Origin of the sequence: Oceanobacillus profundus, from assembly GCF_003515705.1 — a bacterium.
GTDB classification, from domain to species: Bacteria; Bacillota; Bacilli; order Bacillales; family Amphibacillaceae; genus Oceanobacillus; species Oceanobacillus profundus.
The window spans coordinates 302,838-315,139 of record NZ_QWEH01000001.1; the positions used below are offsets into that span (position 1 = coordinate 302,838).

Annotated in this window: 11 protein-coding genes; 8 read left to right on the plus strand and 3 right to left on the minus strand. The window is 40.3% G+C overall.

Going from position 1 to position 12,302, the window contains the following annotated elements:
• The 7 genes from D1B32_RS01440 to D1B32_RS01470 all read left to right on the plus strand — a co-directional run bounded on the left by D1B32_RS01440 (window position 1) and on the right by D1B32_RS01470 (window position 4,714).
• Window positions 1-342, plus strand: coding sequence for a Na(+)/H(+) antiporter subunit C (locus tag D1B32_RS01440; RefSeq protein WP_095314126.1), 342 nt, complete (start codon window positions 1-3; stop codon window positions 340-342).
• Complete coding sequence (locus D1B32_RS01445) at window positions 335-1,813, plus strand: Na+/H+ antiporter subunit D (RefSeq protein ID WP_095314128.1); 1,479 nt, start codon at window positions 335-337, stop codon at window positions 1,811-1,813. Before D1B32_RS01440 ends, D1B32_RS01445 begins: the two co-directional genes overlap by 8 nt.
• Window positions 1,814-1,860: 47 nt before the next feature.
• Window positions 1,861-2,343, plus strand: a complete 483-nt coding sequence (locus D1B32_RS01450) for a Na+/H+ antiporter subunit E (protein WP_095314129.1) — start codon at window positions 1,861-1,863, stop codon at window positions 2,341-2,343.
• A complete protein-coding gene (locus tag D1B32_RS01455; RefSeq protein ID WP_095314131.1) occupies window positions 2,343-2,627 on the plus strand; it encodes a Na(+)/H(+) antiporter subunit F1 in 285 nt (94 codons plus the stop codon). Before D1B32_RS01450 ends, D1B32_RS01455 begins: the two co-directional genes overlap by 1 nt.
• Window positions 2,605-2,988, plus strand: a complete 384-nt coding sequence (locus tag D1B32_RS01460) for a Na+/H+ antiporter subunit G (RefSeq protein WP_095314133.1) — start codon at window positions 2,605-2,607, stop codon at window positions 2,986-2,988. Before D1B32_RS01455 ends, D1B32_RS01460 begins: the two co-directional genes overlap by 23 nt.
• Before the next feature lie 267 nt (window positions 2,989-3,255).
• Window positions 3,256-3,894 (plus strand): pentapeptide repeat-containing protein, encoded by a 639-nt coding sequence (locus D1B32_RS01465; RefSeq protein ID WP_095314135.1) that lies wholly within the window; start codon window positions 3,256-3,258, stop codon window positions 3,892-3,894.
• Between the two features lie 31 nt (window positions 3,895-3,925).
• Window positions 3,926-4,714, plus strand: coding sequence for an ion transporter (locus tag D1B32_RS01470; RefSeq protein ID WP_095314137.1), 789 nt, complete (start codon window positions 3,926-3,928; stop codon window positions 4,712-4,714).
• A gap of 62 nt (window positions 4,715-4,776) precedes the next feature.
• Here D1B32_RS01470 and D1B32_RS01475 read toward each other — a convergent pair whose 3' ends face one another.
• The 3 genes from D1B32_RS01475 to D1B32_RS01480 all read right to left on the minus strand — a co-directional run bounded on the left by D1B32_RS01475 (window position 4,777) and on the right by D1B32_RS01480 (window position 7,041).
• The gene (locus D1B32_RS01475; protein WP_285844948.1) at window positions 4,777-5,796 is read right to left on the minus strand and encodes an LLM class flavin-dependent oxidoreductase; all 1,020 of its coding nucleotides are present in this window, start codon (window positions 5,794-5,796) and stop codon (window positions 4,777-4,779) included.
• 69 nt (window positions 5,797-5,865) lie between these two features.
• Window positions 5,866-5,991 (minus strand): hypothetical protein, encoded by a 126-nt coding sequence (locus tag D1B32_RS24400; RefSeq protein ID WP_262366378.1) that lies wholly within the window; start codon window positions 5,989-5,991, stop codon window positions 5,866-5,868.
• 24 nt (window positions 5,992-6,015) lie between these two features.
• Window positions 6,016-7,041 carry a YecA family protein gene (locus D1B32_RS01480; protein WP_118888447.1) on the minus strand — a complete coding sequence of 342 codons (1,026 nt, stop codon included), beginning with the start codon at window positions 7,039-7,041 and terminating at the stop codon, window positions 6,016-6,018.
• Window positions 7,042-7,688: 647 nt separating this feature from the next.
• On the opposite strand from D1B32_RS01480, the gene gltB reads away from it, so the two are divergent.
• Entirely contained in the window at window positions 7,689-12,293 is a 4,605-nt protein-coding gene (gene gltB, locus D1B32_RS01485; protein WP_118888448.1) for a glutamate synthase large subunit, read from the plus strand.
• The last annotated feature ends 9 nt before the right edge of the window (window positions 12,294-12,302 follow it).

Here is a 12,302-nt window from a genome sequence, read left to right on the forward strand (position 1 = left end):
ATGGAGACATTAATAACCATCCTAACAGGTGTGTTAGTATCAGTTGCTACCTATTTGATTTTATCTAGAAGTTTAATACGGGTTGTTTTGGGTACTGCTGTTCTCTCCCATGCAGCTCATTTATTGATTATGACAATGGGTGGTTTAAAAACCGGAGGTGTGCCAATCCTAGGAGGAGAAGATGGTGAAGCCTATGTTGACGCGCTCCCACAGGCGCTTATTCTAACGTCTATTGTTATTAGCTTTGCAGTAACTGCAATGTCACTTGTTTTAGCTTACCGTACTTACCAGGCGACAGGGACAGATAAATTGAATGAAATGCGAGGGATAAAACATGAATAATTTGCTTGTCATGCCAATGGCTATCCCTGTCCTGGCGGGTATTCTTTTGATCTTCCTAAGGCCTTATGTAAAGGCGCAGCGGTGGATTAGTTTCTTTGTCATGATTGCGAATATCGGGATATCTATTTATTTGTTAAATTGGATTCAGACAGATGGCGTACAGCGACTTGATTTTGGAGGCTGGCAGCCACCGTTTGGAATCTTGTTTGTTGCTGATTCGTTTTCCGTTATCTTAGTATTAACCACAAGTATCGTCACAGCCATCTGCTTACTATATGCTTTTTCGTCGGTGGAAAAGTCTTATGAAAATATGTTTTTCTATTCGTTTGTAAACTTTTTAGTTGCGGGTGTGAACGGTTCATTCTTAACAGGCGATTTGTTTAACTTATATGTCTGCTTCGAGGTTATGCTTTTAGCTTCATATGTGCTGATTGCCCTTGGAGGTAGAAAGGTACAATTGAGAGAATCGATGAAATACCTTGTGATTAATATTCTATCTTCCTGGTTCTTCTTAATTGCGATTGCTTATTTATACGGTACGCTTGGAACGCTCAATATGGCGCATTTGTCCGAAAGAATTGCTGAGAGTGGGCAAACGCCTCTCTTAACCGTAATCAGTATTGTCTTTTTAACGGTATTTGCTTTGAAATCAGGGCTCTTGCTTTATTTCTGGCTACCTGGATCATATAGTGTGCCGGCGACTGCTGTTTCGGCATTGTTCGGAGCATTGCTTACAAAAGTAGGTATTTATGTCATGATTCGGACGTTTACCTTATTGTTTTATCATGAACAACAAATTACCCATTTGTTAATTGGTATCTTGGCAGGATTAACCTTGATTGGTGGTAGTATTGGAGCGATAGCGTATAAAGATATTCGGCAAATTGTTGCATATAACGTTATCATTGCGGTTGGTTTTATTCTGGTCGGACTTGCAGTAGCGACTCCAGAGGCGTTGGAAGGATCGATTTATTATTTAATGCATGACATGATTGTTAAAGCATTATTGTTCTTGCTTGCAGGAACGATGATTATTGTAACTGGTGAAACGCGAATTGATTATATGAGTGGTCTAATTCGCAATTATCCACTATTCGGCTGGATTTTCTTTATTGTTATGCTTTCTCTTGCTGGAGTTCCTCCGTTAAGTGGATTTATCGGAAAAGTGCTAGTAGGGCAAGGTGCGGTTAATAGTGGATCGTATATTTTGCTTGCTTTAGCGTTTATATCCAGTATTTTTGTTCTCTATTCCTTGCTGCGCGTCTTCTTAAACTGCTTTTGGGGAGAGACGATTATTAGTGAGGAAGATGAAATTCCAATGAAAAAAGGCTGGCTTATCCCATGTGTTCTGCTGACTGCGGGAACCGTTATTTTAGGATTGGCCGCTGAACCACTTGCAATTTATGTGCAAGATGCAGCGAATACATTGATGAATCCCCAAATTTATATTGATGCGGTTTTAAATGATTAACCAATTACTAAGAAGTCGTTCATACTACAAGAGGAGGTGGATTTAGAATGCCCGCCCAATTTTTATTAAACGTGTTTATCGCAGTGCTTTGGACATTAATTAGTGATGAAACAGAATTGAAATTTACAACGTTAGTGACAGGGTATTTGGTTGGGATTGTTATCGTTTTTCTGATGCACCGTTTCTTTGGACAACGCTTCTACCTCACTCGGTTTTTTGCATTGGTTAAGCTAATCCTAATTTTTAATCGTGAATTATTCCATTCAACAATACTTGTTATTAGACATATTCTAAGTCCAAAAATTAAAATTAAGCCCGGGATATTCAAATACGAAACAGTCTTAAAAGGGGAATGGGAAGTAACTGCTCTCGCCCTATTATTGACATTAACACCAGGGTCGGTCGTAATGGAAGTGAACCCGGAAGGAGATACTTTTTATATTCATGGAATGGATGTGGAAGAATCGAAAGATATGCTGATTACATCCTTAGGTAAATTTGAGAAAGCGATTATGGAGGTGACGAGGTAATGATTGAAGTGATGCTTATCACGGCTTTATCACTTTACGGAATCGCAATTGCGATAAGTGCTTATCGAATCGTCATCGGTCCAAGTCTGCCAGATCGTGTTGTTGCTCTGGATATGATTGGAGTAATGCTCGTATCCAGTATCGCGGTTATATCCGTATTGCTAGGGACCACGGCTTTTTTAGAGGTAATTCTTATTTTAGCGATTTTAGCGTTTATTAGTACGATTGCCTTCTCCAAATATATCGAGAGGGGTGTTATCATTGAACGTAAACGAGATAAGTGAATTTATTGCTGCTGTATTAATGCTGGCGGGATCCATAATGGCTGTCATAAGTGCTGTTGGAATTATTCGCTTTCCTGACGTCTATACACGTTCACATGCTGGGACGAAAAGTTCAACGTTAGCTGTGCTATTGACATTACTCGGTGCATTTCTATACTTTGCGATAGCTGAAGCGTTTGTAAGTGTCAGGCTTTTATTGGGGATTCTTTTTGTATTCCTGACAGCCCCGGTAGCGGGTCACTTAATCATTAGAGCTGCTTACCGAGCGCATGTTGAAATGGCAGACATTACGATAGAAGATGAGTTGAAGGAAGTTATTTCGCAAAAAGAAGAAGAGAAGGATCAGTCCCATTTGCGTTAACTGTTCGAGACCTTTATGCATAAATCATTTAAAATAAGGCGTCTGATGCACTTGTGTGTGCTTCGGGTGCCCTTTTCTTTGTTTTATTAGAAAATAGGCTATAAAGTGGCTTAAAACACGTTCTAGGATAATCTAGAGGTTTATTTGGTTAGAGCCTTTGATTCAGCACCTTGAAAAAACATTTGTGAATCACTATTTGGTAAAAAAAGAATAGTGATTATAGTATACTAGTCCATAAGAAGAGAAACAGATTGGAGAATGATTTGTATGGGTGAACGTTTCAAAATTCAACGTCCAAAGCTATCGGGAGCATTACAGGAAAAGGTATTTCAGTATGATGAAGAAATATATTATAACCGGTGTATCATTAAAGATTGTCACATTGATGGTGAAGGGATTGAAAGCATTCGATGTGACGAAGTTATTTTTAAAAATGTTACCTTTGATGCGCTGTCTTTTCGTAAAGCAGATTTACTAGACTGTGTTTTTGACCATTGTGATTTAGCAAACGCTGACTTCAGTGAAGGAAGTATTCATCGAGTAGAATTCAAGGATTCTAAGCTAATAGGGAGTAACTTTGCTGACGCTTCGTTGGAAAATGTATTGTTTGTCTCTTGTCTAACAAAACTGAGTACATTTGGTTTTGCGAATTTGAAACAGGTAGCGTTTCAAAGCAGTTCGTTAAACAGTGCTGATTTTTATGAATGCAATTTTCAGCGTGTGGCATTTACGGAATGTAATTTGGATGAAGTAAACTTTGCGAATACATCTTTAAAGGGAGTTGACCTAAGTACATGCACCTTTGAAGGGCTTCAAGTGACATGGGATAGCTTGCCTGGATGTATCGTTACAGAAGAACAAGCATTAGCCTTTGCGCGTGTGATTGGACTAGAAATAAAGGTATAACATTAGGAAAAGAAGGGTGGACACAACCTTCATGAATCAAGTGAGAAAGCGATGTGCAGTTATTGCGAAGCATCGATTATTTCGAAATAGCATTATCGGATTAATTATTTTGAATGCGATATTAGTTGGTCTTGAGACATATCCATACTTTATAGTAAACTATGCAACAATCTTATACATAGCTGATCAAGTATTGCTTTGGGTTTTTACGGTAGAAATTCTCATTCGATTAACTGGGAGTAATTCCATTCGATCATTTTTTCGAGAGCCATGGAATCTATTTGATTTTGTCATTATTCTAGGGGGACATGTATTAATTGGGGCACATTATGTTACGGTATTAAGGATTTTACGCGTATTGCGTGTTTTGAGAGCCATTTCGGTTATTCCATCCCTTCGAAAGATGGTAAATGCGCTGCTCCTTACGATCCCATCAATGGGGACGATTTTGCTATTGCTTGGTATTTTCTTTTATATTTATGCTGTTATTGGCACAATGCTATTTCAAACGACTGCTCCAGAATATTTTGGAACCCTGCATGACACGTTGCTAACGCTTTTTCAACTGTTAACACTTGATTCCTGGTCAAGTGGTGTCATGCGACCGCTATTAACAGCAGAGCCGTTTGCATGGGTATACTTTTTTTCCTTTGTTATCATTGGTGCGTTTGTAATCATTAACCTCTTCGTTGGAGTGGTTGTTAATAACGTTGAGGAGGCAAACCGGGAGGAGACACCTTCACCGACTGATGAAAAGCTAGCCGAGATGCAAAAGGAGCTGCAGGATATTAAAAAGCTACTGGAAAAGAAGTCTGGGTAAGTGGTTGTGGTCTTACAATGTAAAGCAAGCCTGATCCTATAAAAAGGATGCAGGCTTGTTGTTTATTTATCCATTAGCTCAGCGACGATTTCATAAGAGCGCAGGCGATCTTCTAGATGGTAAATCTGTGAGCTGATAATCATTTCATCAGCTCCAGTTGCTTCTTGGAAGGCAATTAATCCTTTCTTTACTGTGTCGGGACTACCGACAATTGTTGTACGAGGATCGAGTGATTCTTCTACCGCTGCTTTTTCCATTGGTGACCAAATTTCATCGATATTATCAATTGGCGGCTGCAGTTTCTTTTGCTCACCACGTCTCAGGTTTAGAAACTGCATACGATGCGAACTAGCTAGATACTGAGCCTTTTCATCTGTTTCAGCTGCAATGACATTTACACCAACCATTGCATACGGCCTTTGCATCACATCCGAAGGTTGGAAACGATCACGATACAGCTGTAAAGCTGGGATGGTATATGCTGGTGCAAAATGACTGGCAAAAGAGAAGGGCAATCCCTTTTGGGCAGCAAGTCGTGCACTAAAATCACTGGAACCAAGCAACCAAATTGGAATCGAGAGCCCTTGTCCAGGAACCGCTCGAACACGTGATACTGGTTCTTCTGAAAAATAATCCTGCAGCTCGTTCACTTGCATTGGGAAGTCCTCTGGTCCCATATTCAAGGTCCGGCGCAATGCGTAAGCTGTTGCTTGATCGCTTCCGGGTGCACGACCTAGTCCAAGATCGATTCGCCCGGGGAATAAAGATTCTAGCGTGCCGAATTGCTCCGCGATGACGAGGGTTGCATGGTTCGGAAGCATGACACCACCTGCACCTACGCGAATATGCTTTGTATTTCCAGCGATATGGCCGATGAGCACGGACGTTGCTGAGCTAGCAATGCCCGGCATATTATGGTGCTCTGCTAGCCAGAAGCGGTTAAATCCCCACTTTTCCACATGCTGAGCAAGTTTGACACTCTCTTTAAAGGACGCAGTAGCATCACTTCCTTCTGTTATTGGTGCTAAATCAAGTACAGACAAAGGAATATTATTAAACGTATTTGTAGGATGCGCAGTCAAAATTTTCCCTCCTAGATATATGGTTATTAGTAAGAAATGATAAGTGTTTTTAGGAGGATAGTCCAATAATTAGCTTGTTATGGATAATTTATCGAATGCGAAAAACAAAAAGAACAAAACAGATGTTGGGAATCGTAAAATATCTGTTTTGTTCTTAAAATAATCCTTCGGTTCATCTTGTTTTAGCATTTGCATGCTATGTACACCATTGTTGATTCGTCATTCACTTTTGTTCATTAGCTGCTTCCATTCGCTATCCAACACTTTTGTAAGCTTTCGATAATTGGAAGAAACGGTTGTAGCAGTTGTCTCATACTCCTTGGCGAGCCGACTTTGGGTAGCGGGCTCTTCCTGAAACTTATCCTGTACAAAGTAGTCGAGTGCCGCAGCGTAGGAACCGAGTTTTTTAAATGTTGGATTCTCGTTGGAGCAGTAAATGTTCCAGAGCTTAACACCAATTGAGATAATTTGTTCATCCATTCCTTTTTCCTGCATCTGCTTTTCGAATAGTTCTGCAACCTTTTCCTGTGCTGGATTTGGCCACTCAAATTTAGGGTCTTCATATACTAGGATATCAGCTAAAAGGGCTGGGAAGTTTTCTGCTAGACCGCCTTCCATACGAGCGTAAGATTTGGTCATCGCTATAATTTTCTCCCTGTCTTTATCAAATAATTCCACCATTGTAAACAGGAAGTTGTGATAACCGACATATGGAACGGTAACGCCAATAGCTAGATTTCCTGCTTTAAAGTCATCCTCTTCCGTAAACGGAATGATATAGTTTTCATCTGTTAAGACATCACGCAAATGAGCCTGCTGTGCTTCTTTATCAATGGTAAGAATGTCGAATATACTTGGAACCGTGTTTGCCCAGGCTGCGAATGTATTTTTTGTATTTGTGTATCTCATTTTTGATTCCTGTTTTTGATAAAATGTTGCAAAAATCGTTTGGCCATTCTTCAAAAATGGAAGATTCGGTATCGCCCAAAACGTTAGACCTGCCATGTAAATCTTGGATAGTTCCTCATTTTCTCCAATGAATGGCTGAGGATATCGTAGAGTTAGCTCCTCTAGTTCTGATTCGTATTGTTGCATGGCGAAGGAAATTAGTTTTATATGGAAATTCTCTAATTCCGAATTGTAAACTTCAGGACTTATTGTAGTAACATTTGAAGATCCGCAGCATTTTTTGTATTTTTTGCCACTGCCACATGTACATGGATCATTTCTTTTTGGCTTGTTCAAAGTAACAACCCCTTCTTATAGTAATCTCTTTTAGATACGCACACTTATTATAATTTAATTCCATCGAAAGACTAATCAATGGTATTTAATAAAAAGCGAAAGCAGATAGAAAAGCTTAAAACTTTTCTATCTGCAAGAATGAAGAATAACCTATTCATCTTGATGCAATTTATATTTTCTTCTTGCTTTGAATTCGGTGTATAGTATTGCTTTTGATGCAGAATCAACAAACAGATACATTCTGGAACGCTAACAAGGCTATTATACCATCATTTGCTGTTGATGACGTTAACGTATTAAAAGATAAAATTTTCTAACGTTAATATAGGTGTGTTTCGAGCGCGAGAAAAAGGAATATATTCCTAATTAATCTCTTTAGAAAATATGATTCATAACAAAATGGCATTAATTATCTAAAAAAATGTAAAAAAAGTGATTGAACTCCGAAACCCTTGGTACGCATGGGTTTTTACCAAAAAAAAATTACAAAAAACCAAAATGTAATCGTTTACATTAACAAAAAATGTAATCTGAATTTTATGTTAACAGATTTTTTGTGATATAATATCGAACACAGATGAAGAACCTGTTTATAGTGCCAGTTTCTTTATGATGTATGACAAATAAGAGGGAGGAGAGCTGTTGTGATGACAAGGAATGGATTCCCAAAACAACAGGGCCTATATCGACCTGATTTCGAACATGAGGCATGTGGTATAGGCATGATTGCGAATATTAATGGCAAGAAAACCCACAATATTGTCCAAAACGCGATTAATATTCTATGCAATTTAGAGCATCGTGGAGGACAGTCTGCAGATACAAGTACTGGAGATGGCGCAGGAATAATGACACAAATACCTGACCGTTTTTTTCAAAAGCAGTGCGCGAAGGAAAACATCGACCTTCCTCGTGAAGGAGATTATGGGGTAGGGATGGTATTTTTACCCCGTGACCGGCAACTTCGTATGATATGCAGAAAGATAATTGAACGTATTGTGCAAGAAGAAGGGCAAACCTTTTTAGGGTGGCGTCCTGTTCCTACAAATGAATCCTTCATCGGTATTGTCGCGGCGAAAAGTATGCCCACAGTCCGTCAATTTTTCATCCAAAAGTCGGATGCTATAAAAGATCAAATGGCCTTCGAACGTAAACTGTATGTTATCCGGAAATATATCGAGAAAGTCGTTGCAGAAGAACCGAAATACGAAGATGTTTATGTTTGCAGTTTATCGACACGTACGATTGTGTATAAAGGAATGCTTATTCCAGAACAATTGGATGCCTTTTATATTGACTTGAATCATCCGGAGTTTAAATCTGCTTTAGCACTCGTGCATTCACGCTTTAGTACAAACACTTTTCCAAGCTGGAAAAGGTCTCACCCGAATCGATACACCATACACAATGGAGAATTTAATACGTTACGCGGAAATGTAAATTGGATGCAGGCTCGTGAAAAGCTTTGTCAGTCTGAATATTTCACCGAAGAAGAGCTAGAGAAAATCTTGCCGGTACTCGATGTTGATGGCAGTGATTCATCCATTTTTGACAATACTTTTGAGTTTCTGCATCTATCAGGAAGATCACTCGCACACAGCGCCATGATGATGGTACCAGAACCATGGTCGAATGATGCGATGATTCGCGAAGAAAAGCGTGATTTCTATGAATACCATAGTACCTTAATGGAACCCTGGGATGGGCCAGCAGCACTTGTATTCACAGATGGCAATCAAATCGGAGCATGTCTCGATCGTAATGGGCTCCGACCTGCAAGGTACTATGTAACAAAGGACGGCATGATTGTCCTTGGTTCTGAAGTAGGGGCATTGGATATCTTTGCAGACGATATTTTGTACAAAGATCGATTGACACCTGGGAAAATGCTGCTCGTTGACTTGGAAAAGGGTGTCATTATTCCTGATGAAACGATTAAAATGCAAATCGCATCCGAACAGCCATATAAGAGCTGGTTAGAAAACAAAATCAAACTGGAGGATTTGCCAGATGGGCATCAGAAAGCTCCGCTGTATCATGGGGAGGAAATACTCAAGCAGCAATTGGCGTTTGGCTATACACGTGAAGAACTAACTAAAATAATGAAGCCTCTCGTATCAGAAGGAAAAGATCCGATTGGTTCTATGGGGTATGACTCTCCGTTAGCTGTCTTATCTAGAAAACCACAGCTTCTGTATAACTATTTTAAACAGCTCTTTGCACAAGTTACGAACCCACCACTGGATGCGATTCGGGAAAAAATTATCACGATGGCAGAAACAACGATTGGAGCGGAAGGGAATCTCGTACAGCCAACAGCAGAAAATTGCCGGCATATTCGATTGAACACACCTATTTTACGAAATGAGGAGCTTGAGAAGATACGACAGCAGCAGTTGAAGGCATTTCGGACCATAACATTGTCCTGTCTTTTTGATGCAGCAGAAGGCCAAGGTAATATGGAATCAGCCCTAGAAGCGTTATTTGACAAAGCGGATGCGGCTATCGATGCAGGAGTTACAATACTCATCCTCTCTGATCGGGGAGTTTCAAAAGATAAAGCAGCGATTCCTGCATTACTAGCTGTATCCGGTTTGCATCATCATTTAATTCGTAAAGGAGTTCGTACACAAGTAAGCCTGCTTGTAGAGTCTGGTGAACCCCGAGAAGTGCACCATTTTGCTGCGCTAATCGGATATGGGGCGGAAGGGATTAATCCGTATCTAGCATTGAACACCTTTACTGAATTAATCGAAAAAGGTGAGTTGGAAGCTGTTACGGAAAAACAAGCACATAAAAGATATGTATCATCCGTTACAGACGGGATAATTAAAATCTTATCGAAAATGGGTATTTCAACAATTCAAAGCTATCGGGGTGCACAAATATTTGAAGCGGTCGGTATTCGTGATGATGTAATTGACAGGTTTTTTACAGGAACTGCTTCTCGACTTGGCGGGATTGGCCTAGAGATAATTGAAAAAGAAACGCTAATAAGACATGATATTGCTTTTCAAACGAACCGTGGGGGAAATAACAACCTGCCAGCGGGAGATGAATTCCAGTACCGTGAGAATGGTGAAGACCACCAATATAATCCGAGGACGATACAAGCATTGCAGCATGCTGTCCGCAGCAATAACTATGAGCTCTTTAAAACATATTCAAGCATGCTCACGGATGATTCGAATAATCTGCAATCCCTTCGTGGTTTGGTACGTTTTAAAAAACGTACACCTGTACCAATCGAAGAAGTGGAACCAATTGAAGCGATTGTGAAGCGTTTTAAAACAGGGGCGATGTCCTTTGGTTCAATTAGTAAAGAGTCGCATGAAGCCTTAGCAATCGCAATGAACCGGCTTGGAGGCAGAAGTAATACCGGAGAAGGCGGAGAAGATTCGAATCGTTTTCTGCCTGATGAGAATGGAGATTTAAGGAGAAGTGCAATAAAACAAGTTGCCTCCGGACGTTTTGGGGTAACGAGCAATTATTTAGTCAATGCCGATGAGATTCAAATTAAAGTTGCTCAAGGGGCAAAGCCAGGTGAAGGTGGTCAGCTGCCTGGAGAGAAGGTATACCCTTGGGTAGCAGAGGTTCGTGGTTCCACTCCGGGTGTTGAACTAATCTCACCTCCGCCACACCATGATATTTATTCGATTGAAGACCTTGCTGAGCTGATTTTCAATTTGAAAAATGCTAATCCAAATGCTCGTATTAGTGTAAAACTCGTTGCAGCAGTTGGTGTCGGAACAATTGCAGCAGGTGTTGCAAAAGGCCGTGCGGATCATGTTGTGATCAGTGGTTATGATGGTGGGACTGGCGCCGCGCCGCGCACAAGTTTAAAGCATACCGGACTGCCGTGGGAAATTGGTCTAGCTGAAACACATCAAACGCTGCTTTTAAATGGATTGCGTGACCGGATTACAGTGGAGACAGACGGGAAAATGATGACGGGCAGGGATGTAGTCGTTGCTTCCTTATTAGGCGCAGAAGAATATGGATTTTCAACAGCACCACTCGTTGCATTAGGCTGTGTCATGATGCGAGTCTGTCATTTAGATACATGTCCGGTAGGAATTGCAACGCAAAATCCGGAATTAAGAAAGAAATTTAATGGTGACCCAGAACATGTTGTAAACTTTATGCGATTCATTGCTGAAGAAACAAGAGAATTAATGGCAGAGCTTGGCTTTCGAACTATAAATGAAATGGTTGGAAGATCGGATGTGCTCGAGGCAAACAAACTAGATCATTGGAAAGCAAAGGACTTAGACTTATCGGCATTACTTTATCGTCCAGAGCTGCCATTTGAAATTGACCATTATGCAACCAAAAGTCAGGATCATGGTATTGAGAAGACGTTGGATTATCAAGAGCTTATTCCGATTTGCGAAACAGCAATTGAGGAAGGGAACCCAATTGAATTTACCGTTGCTATCCGTAATATCAATCGGGTTACGGGAACACTCCTCGGTAGTGAAATAACAAAACGGTACGGTGAAATGGGCTTGCCCGAGGATACAATTAAATTGAATTTCAATGGGTCCGCTGGTCAAAGCTTTGGTGCATTTATCCCGAAAGGAATGACGCTTAACCTTATTGGTGATGCGAATGATTTTGTTGGTAAAGGTTTATCTGGAGGTAAGATAGTTGTCAAAACAGCTCCGTCTGTAACCTTCCGACCAGAGAAAAATACGATAATTGGAAATGTTGCATTTTACGGCGCATCAAGCGGAGAAGCTTATATCCGTGGAATTGCTGGAGAGCGTTTTGCGGTAAGGAATAGCGGTGCAACGATAGTGGTAGAAGGTATTGGTGATCATGGCTGTGAATATATGACAGGTGGAAAAGTTATTATCCTTGGTGGAACCGGAAGAAACTTTGCGGCAGGAATGTCTGGTGGCGTCGCTTATGTCTTTGATGAAGATAATGCATTCCGTGATCGGATGAATCCTGCCATGGTAAATGTCGGCAGGGTTGATGATCCTGAGGAATTGGATGCTATTTATCAACAAATCGAAAAGCATATTAGCTACACAGACAGCGCTCACGCTACAAGAATACTTGCTTATTGGGAAAATTACTCGAAGCAATTTGTCAGAATCATTCCGAAAGCTTATGTGAAAATGAGGGAACGAATTAACTACTTGTTGGATAGTGGCTTAGATAAATTTGAAGCAGAAATGACAGCTTTTAAGGAAAGCAAAGGTAACGTTGCAGAAAAGAAGAATCGTAAACTAGAAATCATCTAGATGAAAATG